Source organism: Mesorhizobium sp. M7A.F.Ca.US.010.02.1.1 (assembly GCF_004023085.1).
In the GTDB taxonomy this organism is placed as follows: Bacteria; Pseudomonadota; Alphaproteobacteria; order Rhizobiales; family Rhizobiaceae; genus Mesorhizobium.
On record NZ_RZRV01000006.1, the window covers coordinates 220,168 to 242,027 of the forward strand.

General features: G+C 62.6%; 18 protein-coding genes. 14 read left to right on the forward strand and 4 right to left on the reverse strand.

Annotated elements, in window-relative coordinates; translation table 11 throughout:
• The first annotated feature begins 100 nt into the window (after positions 1-100).
• Together dnaE and EOA19_RS09345 are read left to right on the forward strand one after the other, a co-directional pair.
• Positions 101-3,628, forward strand: coding sequence for a DNA polymerase III subunit alpha (dnaE, locus tag EOA19_RS09340; RefSeq protein ID WP_128303379.1), 3,528 nt, complete (start codon positions 101-103; stop codon positions 3,626-3,628).
• Positions 3,629-3,695: 67 nt separating this feature from the next.
• Positions 3,696-4,499, forward strand: a complete 804-nt coding sequence (locus EOA19_RS09345) for a potassium channel family protein (protein ID WP_128303380.1) — start codon at positions 3,696-3,698, stop codon at positions 4,497-4,499.
• Between the two features lie 12 nt (positions 4,500-4,511).
• Here the strand turns inward: EOA19_RS09345 and EOA19_RS09350 are convergent, their stop codons facing one another.
• Positions 4,512-5,393, reverse strand: coding sequence for a DMT family transporter (locus EOA19_RS09350; RefSeq protein ID WP_128303381.1), 882 nt, complete (start codon positions 5,391-5,393; stop codon positions 4,512-4,514).
• 197 nt (positions 5,394-5,590) lie between these two features.
• On the opposite strand from EOA19_RS09350, the gene EOA19_RS09355 reads away from it, so the two are divergent.
• Positions 5,591-6,097: a hypothetical protein gene (locus EOA19_RS09355; protein ID WP_128303382.1), complete on the forward strand. Its 507-nt coding sequence runs from the start codon at positions 5,591-5,593 to the stop codon at positions 6,095-6,097.
• On the opposite strand, the gene EOA19_RS09360 is transcribed toward EOA19_RS09355, so the two are convergent.
• Positions 6,094-7,422, reverse strand: coding sequence for a DNA polymerase IV (locus EOA19_RS09360; protein ID WP_128303383.1), 1,329 nt, complete (start codon positions 7,420-7,422; stop codon positions 6,094-6,096). The genes EOA19_RS09355 and EOA19_RS09360 overlap by 4 nt on opposite strands.
• A 65-nt stretch (positions 7,423-7,487) precedes the next feature.
• On the opposite strand from EOA19_RS09360, the gene EOA19_RS09365 reads away from it, so the two are divergent.
• Positions 7,488-8,063, forward strand: a complete 576-nt coding sequence (locus EOA19_RS09365) for a GNAT family N-acetyltransferase (RefSeq protein ID WP_023810530.1) — start codon at positions 7,488-7,490, stop codon at positions 8,061-8,063.
• Positions 8,064-8,170: 107 nt separating this feature from the next.
• Positions 8,171-9,694: a hypothetical protein gene (locus EOA19_RS09370; RefSeq protein ID WP_128303384.1), complete on the forward strand. Its 1,524-nt coding sequence runs from the start codon at positions 8,171-8,173 to the stop codon at positions 9,692-9,694.
• Positions 9,695-9,711: 17 nt separating this feature from the next.
• Here EOA19_RS09370 and EOA19_RS09375 read toward each other — a convergent pair whose 3' ends face one another.
• Together EOA19_RS09375 and EOA19_RS09380 are read right to left on the reverse strand one after the other, a co-directional pair.
• Positions 9,712-10,365 carry a hypothetical protein gene (locus EOA19_RS09375; protein WP_128303385.1) on the reverse strand — a complete coding sequence of 218 codons (654 nt, stop codon included), beginning with the start codon at positions 10,363-10,365 and terminating at the stop codon, positions 9,712-9,714.
• Positions 10,362-10,661, reverse strand: a complete 300-nt coding sequence (locus tag EOA19_RS09380; RefSeq protein WP_128303386.1) for a DUF3572 domain-containing protein — start codon at positions 10,659-10,661, stop codon at positions 10,362-10,364. Before EOA19_RS09380 ends, EOA19_RS09375 begins: the two co-directional genes overlap by 4 nt.
• Positions 10,662-10,906: 245 nt before the next feature.
• On the opposite strand from EOA19_RS09380, the gene EOA19_RS09385 reads away from it, so the two are divergent.
• The 9 genes from EOA19_RS09385 to ugpC all read left to right on the forward strand — a co-directional run bounded on the left by EOA19_RS09385 (position 10,907) and on the right by ugpC (position 21,101).
• Positions 10,907-11,278 carry a response regulator gene (locus EOA19_RS09385; RefSeq protein WP_013531932.1) on the forward strand — a complete coding sequence of 124 codons (372 nt, stop codon included), beginning with the start codon at positions 10,907-10,909 and terminating at the stop codon, positions 11,276-11,278.
• A 33-nt stretch (positions 11,279-11,311) separates the two neighbouring features.
• A complete protein-coding gene (locus EOA19_RS09390; protein ID WP_128303387.1) occupies positions 11,312-12,685 on the forward strand; it encodes a PleD family two-component system response regulator in 1,374 nt (457 codons plus the stop codon).
• Positions 12,686-13,207: 522 nt separating this feature from the next.
• The gene (locus EOA19_RS09400; protein ID WP_128303388.1) at positions 13,208-14,680 is read left to right on the forward strand and encodes an FAD-dependent monooxygenase; all 1,473 of its coding nucleotides are present in this window, start codon (positions 13,208-13,210) and stop codon (positions 14,678-14,680) included.
• Between the two features lie 139 nt (positions 14,681-14,819).
• Positions 14,820-15,554 carry a FadR/GntR family transcriptional regulator gene (locus tag EOA19_RS09405; protein WP_128303389.1) on the forward strand — a complete coding sequence of 245 codons (735 nt, stop codon included), beginning with the start codon at positions 14,820-14,822 and terminating at the stop codon, positions 15,552-15,554.
• A complete protein-coding gene (locus EOA19_RS09410) occupies positions 15,551-16,738 on the forward strand; it encodes a PLP-dependent transferase (protein WP_128303390.1) in 1,188 nt (395 codons plus the stop codon). Before EOA19_RS09405 ends, EOA19_RS09410 begins: the two co-directional genes overlap by 4 nt.
• A 28-nt stretch (positions 16,739-16,766) precedes the next feature.
• Positions 16,767-18,044 carry a sugar ABC transporter substrate-binding protein gene (locus tag EOA19_RS09415; RefSeq protein ID WP_127296148.1) on the forward strand — a complete coding sequence of 426 codons (1,278 nt, stop codon included), beginning with the start codon at positions 16,767-16,769 and terminating at the stop codon, positions 18,042-18,044.
• 213 nt (positions 18,045-18,257) lie between these two features.
• Positions 18,258-19,181 carry a sugar ABC transporter permease gene (locus tag EOA19_RS09420; RefSeq protein ID WP_128303391.1) on the forward strand — a complete coding sequence of 308 codons (924 nt, stop codon included), beginning with the start codon at positions 18,258-18,260 and terminating at the stop codon, positions 19,179-19,181.
• Positions 19,181-20,029 (forward strand): carbohydrate ABC transporter permease, encoded by an 849-nt coding sequence (locus EOA19_RS09425; protein ID WP_027036797.1) that lies wholly within the window; start codon positions 19,181-19,183, stop codon positions 20,027-20,029. The genes EOA19_RS09420 and EOA19_RS09425 overlap by 1 nt, the downstream gene beginning before the upstream one ends.
• A gap of 4 nt (positions 20,030-20,033) precedes the next feature.
• Positions 20,034-21,101 carry a sn-glycerol-3-phosphate ABC transporter ATP-binding protein UgpC gene (gene ugpC / locus EOA19_RS09430; protein WP_128303392.1) on the forward strand — a complete coding sequence of 356 codons (1,068 nt, stop codon included), beginning with the start codon at positions 20,034-20,036 and terminating at the stop codon, positions 21,099-21,101.
• Positions 21,102-21,860 lie beyond the last annotated feature (759 nt).

A 21,860-nucleotide genomic window follows, 5' to 3' on the forward strand; every position in this document is an offset into this window, starting at 1 on the left:
CCGGGCAGGCAGCCTGTGATCAGCAGCGGTTTGTGCTGGACTGGCATCGCCCGGTCCCGGACAATACATCTCCATCGACTCAGGATCTTCAAGCAGCATCATGGCCGACGAAAAACTTCCCCGCGATCCCCTGAAGCGCGAAGCAGCGATCGCGGCTGCGCGGCCGGAGGCGCCGGCGCGGCCCTTCGTCCATCTGCGCGTGCATTCGGCTTATTCGCTGCTGGAAGGCGCCTTGCAGATCGGCAAGGTGGTGGCTCACGCGGTCAAGGACGAAGCCCCGGCCATCGCCGTCACCGACACCAACAATCTGTTCGGCGCACTGGAATTCGCGCAGAAGGCGGTGAAGGACGGCATCCAGCCGATCATCGGCTGTCAGACGGCGCTCGCCTTTTCCGGCGAAAACAGCGATGGCCAGCGCGACCGCAGGCGGCAGGGCCCGGATATGCGGCCGGTGGTCCTGCTCGCCGCGACCGAAGCCGGCTATTCCAATCTGGTCAGGCTGGTTAGCCGCGTCTACCTCGAAACGCCGCCGGGCGAAGCCGTGCACCTGACCACCGAAATGATGGACGGCTATTGTGACGGATTGATCTGCCTCAGCGGTGGGCCGCGCGGACCGATCGGCACCGCGCTCAAGGAAGATCGCCGCGACCTGGCCGAAGCCCGGCTTTTGACCCTCAAGGAGATGTTCGGCGACCGGCTCTATGTCGAGTTGGACCGGGTTTCCGGTTATGACCGCGTGATCGAAAAATCCTCGATCGATCTGGCGTATGCCCATGAACTGCCCCTGGTCGCCACCAACGAGGCGTTCTTTTCCTCTCGTGACGACTATGACGCACATGACGCGCTGATCGCCATCGCCGAGGGATCGGTGGTCGCCGCCGACAATCGTCGCCGGCTGTCGCCGGACAATTTCCTGCGCAGCCAGGCCGATATGGCGAGGCTGTTTGCCGATCTGCCGGAGGCGATCGACAACACTGTCGAGATCGCGCTGCGCTGCTCCTACTATCCGAAGAACCGCAATCCGATCCTGCCGCGCTTCACCGGCGGCGATGTCGCCGACAATGACGCCGCCGTGCAGGCGGAAGCCGACGAACTGGCCCGCCAGGCGCATGAGGGGCTCGACGCGCGCCTCGCCATGCATGGCCCAACCGCCGGCTATACGGTCGAGCAATACCGCGAGCGGTTGAACTTCGAGCTTGGCATTATCACCAAGATGAAGTTTCCCGGCTACTTCCTGATCGTTGCCGACTTCATCAAATGGGCCAAGGCGCAAGGCATTCCGGTCGGGCCGGGCCGCGGTTCGGGCGCAGGCTCGTTGGTCGCCTATTCGACGACCATCACCGACATCGATCCGCTGCGCTTCTCGCTGCTGTTCGAGCGCTTCCTCAATCCCGACCGCGTGTCGATGCCCGACTTCGACATCGACTTCTGCCAGGATCGCCGCGAGGAGGTCATCCGCTACGTCCAGCAGAAATACGGCCGCGACCAGGTCGGCCAGATCATCACCTTCGGTACGCTGCAGGCTCGCGCCGTGCTGCGCGACGTCGGCCGTGTGCTGCAGATGCCCTATGGCCAGGTCGACAAGCTGTCCAAGATGGTGCCGCAGAACCCGGCCAATCCGGTCAAGCTCGCTGACGCCATCGCCAACGAGCCGCGCTTTGCCGAAGAGGCCGAGAGGGAGCCGATCGTCCAGACGCTGCTCGATATGGCGCAGAAGCTGGAAGGCCTTTACCGCCATGCCTCGACGCACGCCGCCGGCATCGTCATCGGCGACCGGCCGCTGTCGGAACTGGTGCCGATGTACCGCGATCCGCGCTCGGACATGCCGGTCACCCAGTTCAACATGAAATATGTCGAGCAGGCCGGACTGGTGAAGTTCGACTTCCTCGGCCTGAAGACGCTGACTGTGCTGGAGACGGCGGTGAAGCTGATCCGCCGGCGCGGCATCGAGATCGACCTGGCGACGATCCCGCTCGACGATCCCGACACCTACGCCATGCTGTCGCGCGGTGAAGTGGTCGGCGTGTTCCAGGTGGAAAGCGCCGGCATGCGCAAGGCGTTGATCGGCATGCGGCCCGACTGCATCGAGGACATCATTGCGCTGGTGGCGCTTTACCGCCCCGGTCCGATGGAGAACATTCCGACCTACAACGCCCGCAAGCATGGCGAAGAGGAGATGGCGTCGATCCATCCCAAGATCGACCATCTGGTGAAGGAGACGCAAGGCGTCATCGTCTACCAGGAACAGGTGATGCAGATCGCGCAGGAGCTGTCCGGCTACTCGCTCGGCGAAGCCGATCTGCTGCGCCGCGCCATGGGCAAGAAGATCCGCGCCGAGATGGACAAGCAGCGCGAGCGCTTCGTCTCCGGCGCTGTCGAGCGTGGCGTCGGCAAGCCGCAAGCCGACTTCATTTTCGACCTGCTGGCCAAGTTCGCCGACTATGGTTTCAACAAATCGCATGCCGCCGCCTACGCGGTGGTTTCATACCAGACCGCCTATCTCAAGGCGCATTATCCGGTCGAGTTCCTGGCGGCGTCGATGACGCTCGACATGGGCAACACCGACAAGCTCGCCGATTTCCGCCAGGACGCGCTACGCCTCGGCATAGAGGTTCTGGCGCCGTCGGTGACATCGAGCTTTCGCCCCTTCGAGGTCGGTGAGAACCGCATCTACTATTCGCTGGCGGCGCTCAAAGGCGTCGGCGACGCGGCGGTCGAACACATCGTTGCCCAACGTGGGGAAAAGCCGTTCAAGAACCTTGCTGATTTCTGCGAGCGGGTCGATCCCAAGATTGTCGGCAAGCGCGTCTTCGAAAGCCTGATCATGGCCGGTGCGCTCGATTGCTTCGGCCACGACCGCGCGTCGATGATGGCGGGCGTGGAGCGCATGATGGGACTGGCGTCGCTGGCGCAGCAGAATGCGGTTTCCGGCCAGCACGACATCTTCGGCGCTTCGCTCGGCGCCCAGTCGCAGGCACTCAATCTGCCGGCGACAGAGCCGTGGCTCGCCGCCGATCGGCTGCACCGTGAATTCCAGGTGGTCGGCTTCTATCTCTCGGCGCACCCGCTCGACGAGTACAAGGCGGCCCTGCAGAAGATGCGGGTTCAGACGTGGGCCGAGTTTTCGGCGGCCGTCAAACGCGGTGCCGCCGCCGGCCGTCTGGCCGGCACGGTGACGTCCAAGCAGGAGCGCAAGACGCGCACCGGCAACAAGATGGGCGTTATCGCCTTTTCTGACACATCCGGCCAGTACGAAGCCGTGCTGTTTTCCGAAGGACTGGCGCAATATCGCGATCTGCTCGAGGCCGGCCGCTCCGTGGTCATCACCGTTGCCGCCGAGGACAGGCCGGAAGGCGTCAATCTGCGCATCAACTCAGTGCAGTCGCTGGAGGACGAGGCAAGCCGTATCCAGAAGGCACTTCGCATCTTCGTGCGCAACGCCTCGCCGATCAACACGCTGGCCGGCCAACTGACCGTCAGGGGCGAAGGCCAGGTCAGCTTCGTGCTGATCAAGGAAGAGGGCGAGGGGGAAATCGAGATCGAGCTGCCGAACCGCTACCGGATTTCGCCGCAGATCGCCTCGGCGATGCGCGCGGTGCCGGGCGTGGTCGAAGTGGAGTTGGTGTGACCCCCGCTCTTTCTCGCGCGCGGCAATCAGCCTGGCGGTCGCTGCCGCGAACGCCAGCGCAGTCAGCATGAAGCCGGCGCAGAGGAACGGGTCGCAGGCGGTTTCAGCCTTGGCGCGGCTGCGTGACAGGCTGCGCAGGCTCTATCATGGGCGCACGCCGGCCGCTTTCCGGTTCCAACTGGTGGCCGTCGTCATCGACCTCGCCATCATCGCCTTCTTCATCGCGACGCCGGTCCTTCAGGACAAGCCGTCATTCCTCTGGCTCGACTATTCGGCGGCCGCGCTTGTCGCCGCGGACCTGATCGCCCGGCTGCTTGCCTCCAAAAACATGCTGCGGCTGATGAAGCAGCCGACGTCGTGGGTCGATGTCTTCATCCTTTTGACGCTGCTGATGCCGACGGCGTTCGCCAATCTCGCCTTCCTGCGCATCCTGCGGCTGTGGTCGTTGTCGCGCAGCGGTTCGCTCTGGCGGCATCTGGAGATGCGCGGCCTGCGGCCGTGGCGCGAGGCCAGCCACGCCGTCATCAACCTTTTGACCTTCCTGTTCGTCATCACTGGCTTCGTCTACACGTTCTTCTTCCGCACTGGCGCCGGTCTGGAAAACTATATCGACGCGCTTTATTTCACCGTCGCCACGGTGACGACGACCGGCTTCGGCGACATTGTGCTGCCGGGCATGGCCGGCAAGCTGACGGCAATCGTCACCATGATCATCGGCATATCGCTGTTTGTCAGACTGGCTCAGGCGATCTTCCGGCCAGCCAAGGTTTTGTTTCCCTGCCCGCAGTGCGGCCTGCGGCGGCACGAGCCGGACGCCGTGCATTGCAAAGCCTGCGGCCATCTTCTCAACATACCCGACGAAGGGAACTGACGGCCGGCGGGACTACGACGCCGCCACTTCGGCCGGCTTCATTGGCCTGCGCTGAAGATTGAGCAGATTGCCCATCAGGATCAGCAGCGCGCCACCAGCGGTGAAGGCGTCGATCTGCTCGCTATAGAGCAGCCAGCCAATCAGCGCCGACAGCGGCACGCGCAGGAAATCCATCGGCGAGACGATAGTCGCGTCGGCATGACCAAGCGCACGGGCCATGCAGAAATGCGACGACATGCCGGTGAAGGCGATCAGCACGATCCATGGCCACAGCTCCAGTGGCGGGTTGCGCCACGTATAGAGCGCCGGGATGAGACCGACTATCGACTGGATAATCAGCATCCAGCAGATGATGCGCACGACGCTGTCCGTCCGGGTCAGCGATTTGATCGTGACCACCGAGATGCCGAAGCAGGCCGCGGCACCCAGCACGACGAGATGTCCAGGATCGCTCGAGCCGACACCGGGGCGCACGATGATCACCACGCCGATCAGCCCCAGCCCGATCGCTGCCAGCTTGGGCCGGTTGAGCCTTTCGTCAAGAAAAATCACCGCCAGGATAGCTGTCCAGATCGGCGTGGTGAATTCGATCGAGATCAGCACGGCCAGCGGGATCAAAGTGAGGGCGTAGAGCCAGGCCGCCTGGCCCGTGTAGTGGATGACGTTGCGGGCGATATGGGCAATGGGGCGCCGCGTGCGCATGGCTTGAAAGCCGCCACTCGTCATCACCAGCGGCAGAAGGATGAAGAAGCCGATCACAGAGCGCAACTCCAGCACCTGGAAGACGTTGAGCTCCGCTGTCGTGGCTCGGCCGGCGACCGTCATCCCAAGGAAGGAAGCGATCGACAGCGCCATCCAGAACGCGGCCTTGGGGATCGAGGGTGTGGGTGCCATTCGCGCTATGTCGCAGGCCAGGACTTCTGCCGCAATCGCTACGCAAGGCATTCTTCTGGGCCAGTCGCGACTGGCTGGATATTGTAAAACAGTCATGTGGCGGGCGGAACCTGAAACGGCAAGTGGCGTTGAATCCCGATGGTCAGCCGTGCTGGTGGACCGTCCCGCCTTTTTGAAGATCGACAGGGAGAGCTTCGATGAGATCCTTCGCGCAATTCGCGCTTGCCGGCGGTTTACTGGTTGCGGCAGGCGCGGCACATGCCGACGAGACGCAATTTCTCCAGTCGTTCAAGGGCAATTTCGCCGGCAGGGGTATCGTCAAGGTCACCACCGATGCGCCGACCGTGAACGTGTCCTGCACGTTCAGCTCGAACGCGACATCGATCTCCCTGTCGCTCGACGGCAATTGCCGGGGGCTTGTCGTGGTCACGCGTGCCATCAGCGCGGATCTGAAGGCCAGCGGCGCCAAATACAGCGGCACCTATGTCGGCTCTCGCACGGGACCGGCACAGCTCAACGGCAGCCGTTCGGGCAACGCGATCAACCTGGGCATTCGCTGGGCCAAGGAGGTCAATGGCGACCGAAGGGCGCAGATGAAGGTCGAGAAACGCGGCGAGAACGGCATGCGGCTGACCGTCATCGACACCGACCCGAAAACCGGCAAGAGCGTGGTGACGAGCAGGATTGATCTGCAGCGCACCTAATCCTCGAGCGGCTCCGGCGGATGGGCGTCGCGGCCCTTGCCGAATGTGTAGCCGGTTTCCACCGCCTTGCGGCCGAACTTGTCGCGGAGGGCATCGATGGCGCCTTCGGCCATGGCGCGCTTGCGCGATTGGATGTCGACCAGATCGGGCGGGTCGGCCTTGTCGTCGTCCGAGAGGTCGCTGACACCGATGCCGAGCAGCCGATATTTCGTGCCGTCGGTTTCCTTGCGCAGAAGCTCCACCCCGGTCTGAAAGATGCGGTCGGCGAGCCGGGTCGGATCGCCGAGCTGGCGATTGCGCGTGCGCAGCTTGAAATCCTGGCTCTTCAGTTTCAGCACCACAGTGCGCCCGGCAATGCCTGACTTTTTCAGCCGTGCCGAAACCTTTTCCGAAAGACCCCTGAGAACCGCGACCAGTTCCTCTAGCGACGCGATGTCGGTGTCGAAGGTGGTTTCGGCCGATACGCTCTTGGCATCCTGGTCGGGATCGACGCGGCGGACGTCCTCGCCGCGCGAAAGGTGGTAGAGCCGGTCGCCCATCGTGCCGTAGCGGCGCATCAGGTCGCCGCGATCCATCTGCTGCAACTGGCCGATAGTGCGGATGCCGTCACGCTCCAGGGTGGCGTTGAATGCCTTTCCGACACCCCAGATCATGGTCACCGGCTGCGCCGCCAGGAAGCCGACTGCCTCGGCCTCGCCGATGACCGAGAAACCGCGCGGCTTGCGAAAATCAGACGCAATCTTGGCAAGGAACTTGCAATAGGACAGGCCGGCCGAAACGGTGATGCCGATCTCCTTCTCGACGGCCTGCGCGAAGCGCGCCAGCACCACAGCAGGCGGCAGGCCGTGCAGTCGTTCGGTGCCGGCGAGGTCGAGAAACGCCTCGTCGATCGACAGCGGCTCGACCAGCGGTGTCAGCGCTTGCATCATGGCGCGCACTTCGCGGCCGACGCGCACGTATTTTTCCATGTTGGGGCTGATGACGACCGCCTCCGGGCAGGCTTCGAGCGCCTTGAACATCGGCATGGCCGAGCGGACGCCCTGGATGCGGGCGATGTAACAGGCGGTGGAGACGACGCCGCGCTTGCCGCCGCCGATGATCAGCGGCTTGTCCTTGAGCGCCGGATTGTCGCGCTTTTCGATCGCCGCATAGAAGGCGTCGCAATCGATATGGGCCAGATGCAGCCGGTAAAGCTCGGGATGACGCACAAGCCGGGGGCTGCCGCAGCGCTCGCAGCGGCGCGTCGGGCTGCGCTGAAACATCAGGCAGTCGCGGCAAAAACCGTGATCGGGATTGTTGACAGGGGCCGCCATCGCTGCGAACATAAAGAGAACAGAAGCAATGGTACGACAGTGCAAGGCCAGCGACAAGGCTGGCCTGGGGAGAACGCATGAGCACGACCATAGCGCCGCTTGCGCCCGAGCTTTGGGCTGAATTCGAGGACCTCTTCGGCAAGCAAGGCGCCTGCTACGGCTGCTGGTGCACGCATTTCCGGCTGGCGCCGGCGATGCGCCGCGAGAGCAGCCGGGAACGCAACAAGGACCACATCAAGGCGCGTATCGAAGCCGGCCCGCCGCCCGGACTGCTGGCATTCGAGGATGGCCAGGCGGTTGGCTGGATGCAGATCGGACCGCGCGCCGACGTGCCCGAATGGAACAATCAGGGCAGGGGGTCGGCACCGGTCGATCCTGCCGACGCGGGGGATGCGGCCGTTTGGGCGATCTCCTGCTTCTTCATCCGCGCCAAGGCGCGCGGCAGGGGCATCACGCATCGCCTCGTCGAAGGCGGCATAGGTTTCGCCCGCCAGAATGGGGCCCGGCTGCTCGAGGCGTGCCCGATGGACCTGTCTCGCGATTCGCGCTCGATCGGCCTGTTCGTCGGTTCGTCACGGGTCTTCGAGAAGGCGGGTTTCGAGCGGCTGGTGGAACGCAAGGCCGGTCGCCCGCTGATGCGGCTGGTGCTTTGATCGAGATGGTCTGCCCGGGTGCCGTTGTCGATCTCACCTTGCGGTTGCAGCGGTAATTTCATACCAGACGGACAAAGTCTTTCTTCTAGGTCAAACGGAGAATTCGCGTGAACCGTGCCCTGCCATTCGTGTTCCTTCTTGCGTTGAGTGCCCCTGCTTTCAGCCAGACCGCCGACAGTCAGGGTGCGAAGCAATTGTCCGACGACTTGTCCCGCTATGTCGGCAAGCAGGCCATCGACAAAGGCATTTTGAAGGTTTCGCTCGAAGGTGGCGCCTACAAGATCGTGTTCGATTTCAAGGCACTTGCCGCATCATTTCCGGACCAGAAACTGCTGAAGTTCGACTTCGCGCCCTATGCCTTGATGGTCAAGCCGCGCAGCGACGGGTCCTGGGATGTCTCCATGGATTTCTCCCAAACCGCCTCCTTCGAGTTCAACGGACCCGAGGGGCTGCAAAGCACTCAGTTTTCGATCAAGGACGGCAAGGGTTCGGGCGTCTACGATCCAAATCTGGCGGCCTTTACCAGCGGCACCAGCTCGATGGCCGGCATGACGATGGCATCGAAGGATGCCAAGCAGCACATGGAAGCCAGCACGGGCGCCGGCATCGCGACCGTTGCCGCGACCAAGTCGGCGACCGGGGGCGTCGATTTCACAACCTCGCAGAAGGTGTCGAGTTTTGTCGAAGCGATCAATTTCGATGACCCCGAGAGCGGGCTGAAATTCCCGGTCACCGTCAGGTCGCCTGAACTGTCGGTCGAAGCCAGCGGCAAGGGCGTGCGGACCAAGCCATTGCTCGATCTCCTGGCATTTGCGGTGGCCAACGAGGACGAGGCGACGCTGAAGGACAACCAGGCGCAGCTCAAATCGCTTCTGCTCGCCGCCTTGCCGCTTTGGCAGCGTATCGACGGGACCTACGGTTTCAAGGATTTCGCGGTGGAAAGCCCGGTCGGCAATTTCGGCGCCACCCAGCTCAGCACCGTGTTCGGCACCGATGGCGTGGCCGAGAACGGCACGATCACGTACGGCATCAAGGCATCGGGGCTGACCGTGCCGACCCAGCTTCTGCCGAGCTGGAGCGTGGGGTTGTTGCCCACCGATGTCGATTTGAACTTTGGCGGCGCCAATATCGATCTCGACAGCATGGCGAAGAAGGCGATCGAAGCCTTTGATCTCAATAAGAATCCGCCGCTGTCGGCCGAATTCGGCGAGCAACTTAAGGTCGACTTCATGGCCAGGATGCCGAAGGTCGTGCTTGGCCACAGCACCGTGAAGAACAAGGACACGGAGATCGCGCTGGAAGGCGAGATGACATTCCCAGGCGAAAAGCCCGAAGGAAGCGTAACCGTCGATGTCGCCGGCTTCGACAAGCTTGTCGAAGGCCTGCAGCAAGCGGCAAAGTCGGAACCGGAGGTTGGCCAATACGTGCCAGTCGCTCTCATGGCGAAGGGCTTTGGCAAGACGCTACCCGATGGCCGGCTGGAATGGATCGTCAATGCCAAGGCCGATGGCTCGGTCACCGTCAATGGCGTCATGCTGAAGCCCGCCGATCCGGCCGTGGACGACAGCGTGGATGATGGTGACGGCGCCGATGACAGCGGAGACGACAGCGGCGGCGCAGGTGCGAACTGAACCCCTGAAGCTGGAGTTCAGAGCCCCAGCGCGCTTTGAATCTTGGGCGCTGCCTCGTGCCAGTCCTGGACGACGACCACATCGTCCGTCACCGGCGGCAGGAATGCGCGCAGCGAATTGTCGGCCATCAGGTGGAACAGTTCGGCGTCGGCGACCGATTCCCGTACCGACGCCAGATTGTGCGGCTGATCGTCGACGAAAACCACCGGTCGGCCGGCCCTGCCGCGAAGCTTGGCCACCGCCGGTCCTTTGGCCATTTCAGTGGTCAGAAGCGGATAGCTCAGTCCAAGCGCGTCGAGATGGACGCGACGCACGGCACGGTGCTTGTGCGGCATGGCCGTCAGCAAAACGATTTCCGCGCGGTCGCCAAACCCTGCCAGGGCTTCTGCCGCGCCGTCCGTAATGTTTTGCCAATCGGCTTGCGCGTCAAAGAAATCGGCCAGCAGTGCCGTGACTTCGGGCTGTTCGATCAGGCGGCCGCTGGCGGTCTCTGCGATGTTGCCGGTCAGCCGAAACGAGGCCAGCGTCAAGCCATAGCCGCGCGCCTTGAGGAAATTCGGAAACGGTCGGATGAATTCGAGCACGACGTCATCGACGTCGAGCACCAGCAGCGGTCGGTCGTCGGCTGCCAGTTCTTCAATCTGGCGCGCGGTTTCCGGATCATCGCTCATATGGAATGCTCGTGGTTGTCGTCGCCCAGCGGCAGCGACCGCAAGGCCTTGCCGACAGCCGCCGGCGGGGTGCCGGTTACCTCGGCAAAGCGCATCAGAGTCGGCTCGTGGGCGAGGATGAATTGCAGGACACCGGCCAGAAAACCCGGCTCGCTGGCGGCTTTGCGGATCGAATGGACCTCTATGCCGGTGATCGCCAGAAAGCGCGGCAGCAGCTCCGGATCGGAGGCGACGAAGCCCAGGGCCTTCACGGCAATCGATTCCGCTTCTTCGCGCATTGACGCTGCGTTTGCCATCACTACCTTCGGTGTGTGGAATGAGTCTCTCCCGCAGTAATGGCAAGAGTTGCTTGCGGCAAGCCATTAGAGCGTGGCGCGCCCTTTGGACGCGCAGGGACGAGGTGGAATTCGCGCTGTTTTCCAGCCGCGGATTTCCGTTTCGTCAATCATATTGCCGTAAAGTGAAGCAGGGTTTGGTGCGTTCAGACATGGGCGCATGACGGTCGCCTTCGAAGCGGAAGGGCAGCCGGGACGGGAAATCGATGCCGAAGAAGGTTATGATCGTCGAGGACAATGAGCTCAATATGAAGCTCTTTCGGGACCTCATCGAGGCAAGCGGTTACGAGACCGTGCGCACCCGCAACGGTCTGGAAGCGCTCGATCTGGCGCGCCAGCACCGGCCGGATCTGATCCTGATGGATATCCAATTGCCTGAAGTGTCGGGGCTTGAAGTGACCAAATGGCTGAAGGAAGACGACGAGCTGCACGTCATCCCGGTCATTGCGGTGACCGCCTTCGCCATGAAGGGTGACGAGGAACGTATCCGCCAGGGCGGCTGCGAGGCTTATATTTCGAAGCCGATCTCGGTGCCGCGTTTCATCGAAACCATCAAATCCTATCTGGGCGATGCGTGATGTGCCCTTTCAGCCGAGCCGGAGCCTTGTGAAATGACTGCGCGGATCCTCGTCGTCGACGACATCCCTGCCAATGTGCGGCTGCTGGAAGTCCGGCTGCTGGCCGAATATTTCGAAGTGCTGACCGCCACCAACGGGCCGGATGCGATCGAGACCTGCGAGAACGGCAAGGTCGATGTCGTGCTGCTCGACGTGATGATGCCGGACATGGACGGCTTCGAGGTCTGTCGGCGGCTGAAGAGCGATCCGGCGACATCGCACATTCCGGTGGTGATGATCACCGCGCTCGACCAGGTTTCCGACCGCGTCCGCGGGCTCGAGGCCGGCGCCGACGACTTCCTGACCAAGCCGGTCAACGACCTGCAGCTTATGACGCGCGTCAAGAGCCTGGTTCGCCTGAAGTCGCTGACCGACGAGTTGCGGCTGCGCGCCTCGACGACGCGCAACATCGGCATCGAGGAGTTGCTCAGCCGCAATTTCGCATCCGAGGACACGACGCCCAAAGTGCTTTTGATCGACGAACGCAAATCATCCGTCGAGCGCATTCAGAAGATGCTGCGCGACCGCGCCGATCTCGATATCTCCAGCGATCCGCATGCCGGTTTCTTCCAGGCCGCCGAGACGTCCTATGAATGCGTGATGATCTCGACCGCGTTCGCCGATTTCGATCCGCTGAGGCTCTGTTCGCAGTTGCGCTCGCTCGATCGCACCCGTTTCGTGCCGATCATCCTGCTGGCGGAGGAGGGCGAGGAGGAACGCATCATCCGCGGCCTCGAACTCGGCATCAATGATTATCTGATGCGGCCGATCGACCAGCAGGAGTTGACGGCGCGGCTGCGCACCCAGGTGCGCCGCAAGCGCTACAACGACCAGCTGCGCGCCAGCGTCACCCAGACCATCGAAATGGCGGTGACCGACGGCCTGACGGGGCTGCACAACCGCCGCTATCTAGACAGCCATCTGCAGACGCTGTTCGATCGCGCGGTGGCGCGGCGCCGGCCGCTGTCGGTGATGATCACCGACCTCGACCGCTTCAAGGCGATCAACGACGCGCACGGTCATGACGGGGGCGACGAGGTTCTGCGGGAATTCGCACGACGGCTGCGCAAGAATGTCAGGGGTATCGACCTTGCCTGCCGTTTTGGCGGGGAGGAGTTCGTCGTGGTGATGCCGGACACCGAGGGCGCGGTGGCCGAGAAGGTAGCCGAGCGCATTCGCGCCGAAATCGCCCAGGCGGCTTTCGCCATCGGGCAGGACGGCAAGGCGATCGAAGTCACGGTCAGCGTCGGCGTGTCGTCGGTGCTGAAGGGGGTGGACACGGTCGCGGCGCTGATGAAGCGTGCCGATCTCGCGCTCTACGAAGCCAAAAGCGGCGGCCGAAATCGCGTCGTCGCCAAGGCGGCGTAGCGATCCAGCCCCGATTATCCTGTCAACCTGACAGGGTTACCCGTTTACCTTAATCCAAGCGATTCGCGAGCCTTGGTTAAGAAACTGTTGATTTTCATAAACTCTTGCGCAACTGTGCAGGCCTAGACGAAGCCGGCACGAGGATAGAAAGCCGGCTCCGATCCTGGGAATACCCCATGATGCTCAGGTCCGCCGCATCTCCTGGGTCCGTGGGGTCGGCCGGCCGGCGCTGGCACATAGTGGCCTCCTCGTACCGCTGCCAAACGCCGACCGGCCCCCTTTTCTCCAAAAGAACATTAGAACTCCGTGCCAAAGCACGGAGGAATCTGCGTTTTTGCACGTGAAATCGGAATACCCGTTTTAGCCGTTCCTACACAGTTTCGCTGTGAGGGCAGCCAACGATGAGGGGAAGAGCACCCCTTCCATTTCATACATATGGCGCGCAAGAGGCTTGCGGCAAGACCCGGCTCCTCCCGTAAAACCGCGACCCAAGCCAGGGTGCGGAAAACGGGAGTTACGATAATGATTTCAGATCATGCGGTTGTGATCGCCGGGGGTGGTCCGACGGGATTGATGCTGGCGGGCGAACTGGCGTTGGCAGGCGTCGACGTTGCCATTGTCGAAAGGCGGCCGGATCAGAAGCTTGCCGGCCTGCGCGCGGGCGGCCTGCATGCGCGCACCCTTGAGGTGCTCGACCAGCGCGGAATTGCGGATCGGTTCCTCTCGGAGGGCCAAGTGAGCCCGGCCGTGGGTTTTCACATGATCCGCCTGGACATCAGCGACTTCCGAACCCGGCACAATTATCTGCTGGCACTGCGGCAAAACCACATCGAGCACATCCTGGCCGACTGGGTCGGCGAGTTGAAGGTACCGATCTATCGCGGACACGAGGTTACGAGGTTTACGCAGGACGACAGCGGCGTCGACGTCGAACTGTCCACCGGTCACCGCCTGAGGGCCGCATATCTGGTCGGCTGCGACGGAGGCCGCAGCACCATTCGCAAGGCGACCGGTATCGAGTTCGCCGGATGGGATCCGACGATGAGCTGGATGATTGCCGAGGTCGAAATGTCGGAAGAACCGGCATGGGGCTTCCGCAGCAACGCCTCCGGAATTCATGCCCTGGGCAAGATCGAGGGCGGCAAGAAGGTTGGCGTCGTGCTGACGGAGCCATGCCTGGAGGCGCGCGGCGACCCGACCCTGCGCGAGCTCAGCGAGGCGCTGACTGCCATCTACGGCACCGACTTCGGGGTCCACAGCCCGACCTGGCTCTCCCGCTTCACCGACATGACGCGCCAGGCTGCCGCATATCGCGACAGGCGCGTGCTGCTGGCGGGTGATGCCGCGCACATCCATCCGCCGATGGGTGGGCAGGGCCTCAATATCGGCGTGCAGGATGCGGTGAACCTTGGATGGAAGCTGGCCCAAGTCATCAAGGGGATATCGCCGGAAAGCCTGCTCGACAGCTATCACGCCGAGCGTCATCCGGTTGCCGCCCGCGTGTTGCGCAATACGATGGCGCAGGTCGCGCTTCGCCGCACGGATGACCGCAGCAAGGCCTTGGCCGACACTGTTGCCGAGTTGCTCGGCATGGATGAAGCCCGCAAGAAAATCGCCGCGGAGATGTCTGGTTTGGGTGTCCATTACGATCTTGGCGAGGGGCATCCACTGCTTGGGCGGCGAATGCCCGATCTCGATCTGACCACCGCCGGCGGGCCGTTGCGGGTCTTCACCTTGCTGCACGACGCGCGGCCCGTGCTGCTCAACTTCGGTGAGCCCGGCAGGCTGGATCTCGCGCCCTGGGCTGATCGGGTCCGGCAGATCGACGCCGGTTACGCCGGTATCTGGGACCTCCCGGTGCTCGGGAGGGTCGCCGCGCCCGGCGCCGTCTTGATCCGGCCCGATGGTTATGTGGCTTGGGCCGGGGCGGGAACCCAACAGGGGCTGGTGGACGCGCTGACCACCTGGTTCGGGTCGCCTGCTGCCTCAGATTAGCAGATACGATCGAAGCGCGATCGCGCGACCGCCTTGAAAGTATTGCGTCGCTCCCTCCGACAGGGCTCCTGACAGTTGGTTGACAGGAGCTTCCTTCTGTGCAGAAATTGGTTGGACCATTGGACCACTTGGAGGAAATGTGGACCAGAACAGCCTGCCACCCATTCAGACCACGGCGCGCGACGACGCCGTGTTGAAGGCGTTGGTGGGATTTGTTCGCGCCGAAGCCCTGCAGCCGGGTGAGAGACTTCCAACCGAACGCATTCTGGCCGAGCGGCTGAAGGTCAGCCGCAACACCGTGCGCGAGGCGCTGACGCGCTGGGAAGGGCTCGGCCTCGTCGAGAGGCGCCAGGGCAGCGGCACCTATCTCAAGGCGGCTGTTTCACACGATATGCTGCACATGCCGCTGACGCTGGCGGGCGGCAATGATTTCACCAGCCTGATGCAGACGATGGAGATCCGCCGCGCACTGGAGGCGGAGGCCGCAGCTCTTTGCGCCGAACGCGCCAGCCAGGCAGATATCGCCGAAATCGCACGCAAGCTCGACATCATGGAGCAGGCGTTCCGCACACGCGACGGCATGTCGTCGGAAGAGGATTGGGAGTTCCACCAGGCGATCTACCGGGCCTCGGGTAATCCGCTGTTCGAGCAGATCATCGCCGCCATGTACGAGTTGTTCCACCGCTTCTGGGAGCATCCGCTCGGCGTGCGCGACTTCGGCCACGCCAGCTTTCCCTATCACCGCACCATCTACGAACGCATCGCCGCGCGCGACCCGCAAGGCGCACGCGCCGAGGCGCTCAAGCTGATCGCCACCGTCGAAGACGATCTCAAGCGCGGTGCGGCCAAACTCCAACTTTCGAGCCAGACATGAACGAGCATCCATCAGGTTTCGATCACGACTATCTTGCCGAGGCCGCGACACTCTTGGCGCATGACGAACCGTTCCCTGGCGGCGCGGTGGTGCCGCCGATCTACCAGACCTCGCTGTTCACCTTCGCCAATTATGCCGAGATGGCCGATACCTTTGCCGGCAAACGAAAGCAGCCGATCTATTCGCGTGGCGACAATCCGACGGTGATGGAGTTCGAGGCGCGCGTGGCAGCGCTTGAGGGCGCAGAAGCCGCGCGCGGCTTTTCCAGCGGCATGGCGGCGATCAGCGCCACGGTGCTTGCGTTCGTTGGGGCAGGCGAGCGCATCGTGGCGGTGCGCAATTGCTATGGCGATGCCTACCGGCTGTTCGAGCGGCTGTTGCCTCGGCTCAACATCAAGGTCGACTATGTCGACGGCTCCGACCCGGATGCGGTCGCGGCGGCACTTCCCGGCGCCAAGCTGCTCTACCTGGAAAGCCCGACCTCGATGATGTTCGAGCTGCAGGACATCGCGCATCTGACACGGCTGGCCAAGGAACAGGGCATCGTCTCCACCATCGACAATTCCTGGGCGACGCCGGTGTTCCAGAAGCCGATCGCGCATGGCGTCGACCTGGTGCTGCATTCGGCCTCGAAATACCTTGGCGGCCACAGCGACACCGTCGCTGGCGTCGTCGCGGGTTCGGCCGCTCATATCAAGCACATCAACGAGCAGACCTATTCCTATCTCGGCGGCAAGCTGTCGCCATTCGAAGCCTGGCTGTTGCTGCGCGGCTTGCGCACGCTGCCGCTGCGCCTGCCGCACCACATGAAGAGCGGCCTGACCATCGCCGAACGGCTGAAGGCGCATGCCAATGTCGAGCGCGTCAACCATCCTGTCTATTCGAACCATCCGGGCAAGGCGACACTGGCCGGCTATGCCGGTCTGTTCTCCTTCGAGGTGACGGACGAGATCGACATCCCCGTCTTCGTCGATGCGATGAAATATTTCCGCATCGGCGTCAGCTGGGGCGGGCATGAAAGCCTGGTCGTGCCGGCCAAGGCGTCGCTGGAGCAGACGCCTGGCCTGAATTCGATGGCGCGCTTCGGCGTCAGCCCCCGAACCATCCGCTTCAATGTCGGATTGGAGAGTGTCGAAGACCTGTGGGCGGATGTCGCCCAAGCCTTCGAAAAAGCCAGAAAATAACAAGCGGGTTCAAAATGGGAGTCTTGACATGAAAAAACTGACCGTCATGCTTGCCACCGTTGCGGGACTGGCGATTTCCGCCGGAAATGCCGTGGCCGATTCGACCCTGAAAATGGTCGAAGTCATCACCAGCCCGCCACGCACCGAGTTCCTGAAAAAGCAGATCGCCGAGTTCGAAACAGCCAATCCGGGCATCAAGGTCGAGCTGATCTCGCTGCCCTGGGGCCAGGCCTTCGAGAAATTCCTGACCATGGTGCAGGCCGGCGATACGCCCGACATCGTCGAAATGCCGGAACGCTGGATGGGCCTCTATGCCAACAACGCCCAACTCGAGGATCTTGGCCCCTATATGGCCAAATGGGACGACGCCAAAACGCTGGGCGACCGCGCCAAGCAGTTCGGCTCGACCGTCAACAACACCCAGTTCATGATCCCTTACGGCTACTATGTGAACGCGCTGTTCTGGAACAAGAAACTGTTCAAGGAAGCCGGCCTCGATGGTCCGCCGGCGACGCTCGATGATTTCATCGCCGACGCCAAGAAAATCTCTGCGTTGCCGGGCAAATATGGCTACTGCCTGCGCGGCGGGCCGGGCGCTTTCAACGGCATGCACATGTTCATGAACATCGCCGCCGGCAAGGGCGGCTACTTCAACGAGGATGGCACTTCGACGATCAACGAAGAAGGCTCGGTCAAGGGCCTGCAGATGCTGGCCGACATGTACAAGGACGGACTGGCGCCGAAGGATGCGGTGAGTTGGGGTTTCAACGAAACGGTCACCGGCTTCTATTCCGGCACCTGCGCCATGCTCAACCAGGATCCGGACGCGCTGCTCGGCATCGCCGACAAGATGAGCGCCGACGACTTCGCGGTGGCGCCACTGCCGGTCGGGCCGAGCGGCAAGTCCTATCCGACGCTGGGTTATGCCGGCTGGGCGATGTTTGCCAATTCGCAGCACAAGGACGACGCCTGGAAGCTGATGGCGACGCTTCTGTCGCCGAAGGACAATCTGGAATGGGCCAAGGAAGTCGGCGTCGTCCCGATCCACAACGGCGCCGACCAGGATCCCCATTTCAAGACCGAGCAGTTCAAGGGCTGGTTCACGGAGCTCAGCGACAGCTCAAAATATGAAATGGTGACGCCGCCGACGCATCTGGAGAACCTCGGCAATTTCGTCGACCAGGTGGCGATCAAGAATTTTCAGGAAGTGCTGCTTGGCCAGAAGACGGCCAAGGACGTCGCCGACCAGTGGGCTGCCTTCCTGACCAAGGAACAGCAGGATTGGCTGGCGAAGAACAAGAAGTAGTTTTTCTTCCCTTCTCCCCGTTCACGGGGAGAAGGTGTCACGAAGTGACGGATGAGGGGCGGCGCCACGCCTCGATAGGTTCGCGCTGCCCCTCATCTGCCTGCCCGTCCTCCGCAGCAGCTGCGGAGGGTGGACCGGCATCTTCTCCCCGTATAGCGACGGGGAGAAGGACGCTGTCCCCGACGCCGCTCCAGGGAGCTAGATCCACACCCAATGACCTACGCCGTGTCCGAAATACGATCCGCCGGCAAGCCGCGTCGCAAGCGGCTATCCCATGCCGCAATCGAGCCATGGCTCTATCTCAGCCCGGCGATCATCCTGCTGATCGTGGTGCTCTTGGTGCCGCTGGTCGTGGGCATCAGCTACTCCTTCCGCAAATTCTCCGCATTCAAGTCCGAATATGTCGGGCTCGGCCAGTATCAGGCGATGCTGTCGGATCAGGTGCTGGGGCAGGCGCTGGTCAACACGTTGTGGTGGACGGTCGCCAGCCTGTTCTTCCAGTTCTTCCTCGGCCTTGGCCTGGCGCTGCTGCTCGACAAGCCGTTTCGCGGCCGTAAGGCGGTGCAGGCGCTGGTCTTCCTGCCCTGGGCGGTGCCGTCCTTCTTGTCGGGCCTGACCTGGGCCTGGCTGTTCAATCCCATCATCGGCCCATTGCCGCACTGGCTGTTTGCGTTGGGGCTGAAAGCCGAGCCGACCAATGTGCTGTCCGATCCCTCAACCGCCATGTGGGGGCCGATCGTCGCCAATATCTGGTTCGGCATTCCGTTTTTCGCCATCACGCTCTTGGCGGCACTGAAATCCATTCCGTCGGAACTGCATGAGGCAGCGGCTATCGATGGAGCCTCGCCCTGGCAGCGCTTCACCAAGGTGACGCTGCCGTTCCTGGCGCCGACCATCGCCATCACCGTGATGTTGCGCACCATCTGGATCGCCACCTTCGCCGACCTGATCTTCGTCATGACCGAGGGCGGACCCGCCGGCTCGACCAACACGGTGCCGGTCTACATCTATGTCAGCGCCTTCAAGTCGCTGGACAAGGGCTATGCCTCGGCGGTGGCCGTGCTGCTGCTGGTCCTGCTCATTGCTTATGCGATCGCGCTGATCGGCATCCGTCGCACCCTGGTGAGGCACGTCTGATGATCGCAGGACGCTCAACCTCGCAGCGCTTCTTCGGCGGCATCGGCCTCTACGCGGCAATCGCGGCCTACGTGCTCTTTGCCCTGTTCCCGATCTACTGGACGCTAAAAATCTCGGTCACGCCGGAGCGGCTTCTCTATTCCGAAGGCATCACCTTCTGGCCGTCGCACATGACGCTGCAGAATTTCGTCACCGTGCTCGAGGCCACCGATTTTCCGCGTTATTTCCTCAACAGCGTCATCGTCTCGGTATCGACGGCGGCACTGGTGACAATCATCGCCACGCTCGCCGGCTATGCAATGTCGCGCTTCACCTTTCGCGGCAAGGCGGCACTGGCGCTGATGTTGCTTTTGACCCAGACCTTTCCGCTGGTGATGGTCATTCCGCCGATCTACCGCGTGATGGGTCAGATCGGCCTGATCAACAGCCTGACCGGGCTGATCATCATCTACACCGCCTTCAACACGGCCTTTGCCACCTTCCTGATGCAGTCGTTCTTCGACGGCATCCCGAAGGATCTGGAAGAGGCCGCGATGATCGACGGCTGCACCCGCGCGCAGGCGATGCGCAAGGTGATCGTGCCGCTGACGCTGCCGGGCATGGGCGCCACCCTCGGCTTCGTCTTCACTGCAGCCTGGAGCGAGCTTTTGTTCGCGCTGATGCTGATTTCCAGCGACGATCAGAAGACCTTTGCCGTCGGCCTGCTCACCTTCATCGGCAAGTTCGCCGTCGATTGGGGACAGATGATGGCGGCGTCCATCTTGGCGCTGATCCCGGTCTGCATCTTCTTCGCCTTCCTGCAACGCTATCTCGTCACCGGCCTGACCGCCGGCGCCGTCAAAGGATAGATCTATGGCCTCTGTTACGCTCGAAAAGGTCCGCAAGGACTATGGCGCCGTCCGCGTCCTGCACGCGGTCGACCTTGAAATCGCCGATGGCGAGTTCGTCGTCCTGGTCGGTCCGTCAGGCTGCGGCAAGTCCACACTCTTGCGCATGATCGCCGGGCTGGAGGAAGCTTCCGGCGGCGAGATCCGCATCGGCGAGCGGCTGGTCAATGACGTGGCGCCGAAGGACCGCGACATCGCCATGGTGTTCCAGTCCTATGCGCTCTATCCGCATATGGACGTGTCGAAGAACATGGGTTTCAGCCTGCTCTTGAAGAAGGCGCAGACGACGACGATCGATGCCAGGGTGGACGGCGCCGCCAAGCGGCTCGGGCTCGACACCTTCCTGCAGCGCCTGCCGCGGCAATTGTCGGGCGGCCAGCGCCAGCGCGTCGCCATGGGCCGTGCCATCGTGCGGGATCCCAAGGTCTTCCTGTTCGACGAACCGCTGTCGAACCTCGACGCCAAGCTGCGCGTCCATATGCGCGCCGAGATCAAGGCGCTGCACCAGCAGCTGAAGACGACATCGGTTTATGTCACGCACGACCAGATCGAGGCGATGACCATGGCCGACCGGATCGTCGTCATGCATGACGGGCTGATCCAGCAGGTCGGCGCGCCGCTCGATCTCTACGATCGGCCGGCCAACATGTTCGTCGCCGGTTTCATCGGTTCACCCGGCATGAATTTCCTACCGGCGACGGTTCGGGAGGGCGCTACCCCGGAGGCCGTACTGACCGACGGCCAGGCGCTGAGGCTGCCGGAAGGCCTGCCGCTCAAGGATGGTGACGCCATCACCGTCGGTTTGCGGCCCGAGCATATCAAATTGGCGGATGACGGCGCGTTGAAGGGCGAGGTGGGGGTGGTCGAGCCGCTCGGGCTTTCGACACAGTTCTACGTCAAGCTGGCCAGCCAGCAGCTTTGCGTCTTTGCCATGGGCCGTGCCGGCGTGAAGCCCGGCGACGAGGTACGGTTGGCGGCCGAACCACACCAGCTGCATCTATTCGATCCGAAGAGCGGTGAGCGCATCGGCTGAGGGGACTCAGCCAGGGCGGATGCGGGCAGCCGGATCAGGCGCAGTTATCGGGCGGGAATACACGGTAACGCTACATTTCAATTGGATAAAATAGCGGAACGTCCAAGAGACATTTCCGGAACCTAACAGGACCGCTTGGACCTTTGCGCGTAGAGCACAAGACCTTAGTCCCCCCGTCTTCTCAAAAGAACGGAGGTTATTTCGCCACGAACTAGGCCGCCGTCGGAGCTAGTCAACACCGACGGCGGCACCTGCAATATGGGTGAGTGGGTTGTGTGCGGATATGGTGTGATCGCGGAAGGTGATGTAAATCGCTAACCGCGAGGGCTTCTTTTAGACAGCGGCGAGCTGTCCAACGGGTTCTCAGCCGACTTGGCCGATCGCCGCTCCTTCAGCCACAGGGACTTCTTTCTCCTTGCCAGGTTCTCGTCTCGAACGCTGTCTTCGGCGGTCACTCCGCCATGCATCGCGGCAATCACGTAGTCGGCTCTGTTGGTTCGAAAGTCGCCTTTTTGTACGGACATCGTTTTCTCCCAGTGCGAGGCATTTCCCCCCTTTTTGCCTGACACTGAAACTAACTGCCTATCCGTGGTGCAAGTCTACCAATCGGCGATTGTATTAAAACGATACACTCAGCAGGTATGGTGATGGCGCGATCGCACGAGAGGAGCCCATTCTGGCGGGGCTTCTTCATTGACCCGGTTGTGATCCTTGCGGGGGTGCCGCGGCGGGAGGGGTCGGAGCCTGCGGTGCGGGTTC